Annotated in this window: 1 protein-coding gene; it reads left to right on the forward strand. The window is 71.6% G+C overall.

Features of this window, described 5'->3' with window-relative positions:
* Positions 1-242 precede the first annotated feature (242 nt).
* Positions 243-1,463 carry an amidohydrolase family protein gene (locus EF903_RS32415; RefSeq protein WP_125548514.1) on the forward strand — a complete coding sequence of 407 codons (1,221 nt, stop codon included), beginning with the start codon at positions 243-245 and terminating at the stop codon, positions 1,461-1,463.
* Positions 1,464-1,581 lie beyond the last annotated feature (118 nt).

The raw sequence follows: 1,581 nt of genomic DNA on the forward strand, positions 1-1,581 counted from the left end.
CGCCTGGCGCGGCGGCTTTCGGCCCGGGGGCGGTCCGGGCGGCCCCGGGGGTGCGCCGGGCTGCCTCGGGGTGGTTCCGCTGCTGCGGGATGGCCGGTATGCCGTCCATCGGTCGTCCTCCCCTGCCTTCCGTCGGTGTAAGGGCCAGTCTGCCCTGTCTTGGACGTACCCGTCAGCCCGTGCCGGGCCGATCACCCTCCAAGTAGCTGACGGTACGTCAGATCAGCGCTACGGTGGGCCCCATGGAGACCTTCCCGAAGATCATTTCGGTGGACGACCACACGGTCGAACCCCCTCGCGTCTGGCAGGACCGGCTCCCGTCCCGGTACCGCGACACCGGTCCCCGCATCGTCCGCGCCCCCCTGAGGGAAATGACCTTCCTCGGCGGGAAGTTCGCCCCGGTCATGGGCGCCCCCGGCGACGACGGCCCCCTCGGCGACTGGTGGGTCTACGAGGACCTCCACCGCCCCCTCACCCGCCTCGACACCGCCGTCGGCTTCGACCGCGACGAGATCCGGCTGGAGGTCATCACCTACGAGCAGATGCGCCCCGGCTCCCACTCCGTCCCCGAACGCCTCGCCGACATGGACGCCAACCACGTCCAGTCCGCCCTGTGCTTCCCCACCTTCCCCCGCTTCTGCGGCCAGACCTTCACCGAAGCCCGCGACCGCGACCTCGGCCTCCTCTGCGTCCGCGCCTACAACGACTGGATGGTGGAGGAGTGGTGCGGCCCCGACGCCCGCGGCCGGCTCATCCCCCTCACCCTCGTCCCCCTCTGGGACGCCGCCCTCGCCGCCGCCGAGGTCCGCCGCAACGCCGCCCGCGGCGTCCGCGCCGTCGCCTTCTCCGAGATACCCCCGCACCTCGGCCTGCCCTCGATCCACACCGACGCCTGGGACCCCTTCCTCGACGCGTGCAACGAGACCGGCACCGTCATCGCCATGCACATCGGCTCCTCCTCCCGCATGCCCTCCACCTCCGCCGACGCCCCGCCCGCCGTCGGCTCCACCATCACCTACGCCAACTGCTGCTTCTCCATGGTCGACTGGCTGATGAGCGGCAAGTTCGAACGCTTCCCGAACCTGCGGATCATGTACGCCGAAGGGCAGATCGGCTGGATCCCGTACATCCTGGAACGCGCCGACACCGTCTGGCAGGAGAACCGCGGCTGGGGCGGCGTCGCCGACAAGGTGCTGCGCCCGCCGTCCGAACTCTTCGCCGAGCACGTCCACGGCTGCTTCTTCGACGACGCCTTCGGACTGCGCAACCTCGACGCCATCGGCGTCGGAAACGTCCTCTACGAGACCGACTACCCGCACTCCGACTCCACCTGGCCCAAGTCCCGCGAGGTCGGCGAGGCCCAGATGGGCCACCTCGCCCCCGACACCGTCGAACGCATCGTCCGCGGCAACGCCATCGACCTCCTCGGCCTCACCCCCGAAGGCCTCTGGCCCGGCCCCTGACGGGGCGCGGCGCACCCGCCCCGCCGCCCCGTCAGGGGCCGGGCCAGAGGCCTTCGGGGGTGAGGCCGAGGAGGTCGATGGCGTTGCCGCGGACGATGCGTTCGACGGTGTCGGGGGC

The organism is Streptomyces sp. WAC05292 (assembly GCF_003949955.1).
Classification (GTDB): Bacteria; Actinomycetota; Actinomycetes; order Streptomycetales; family Streptomycetaceae; genus Streptomyces; species Streptomyces globosus.

Coding starts and splice junctions, on each gene's coding strand:
- EF903_RS32415 (WP_125548514.1), top strand. CDS start 243: ATGGAGACCTTCCCGAAGATCATTTCGGTGGACGACCACACGGTCGAA.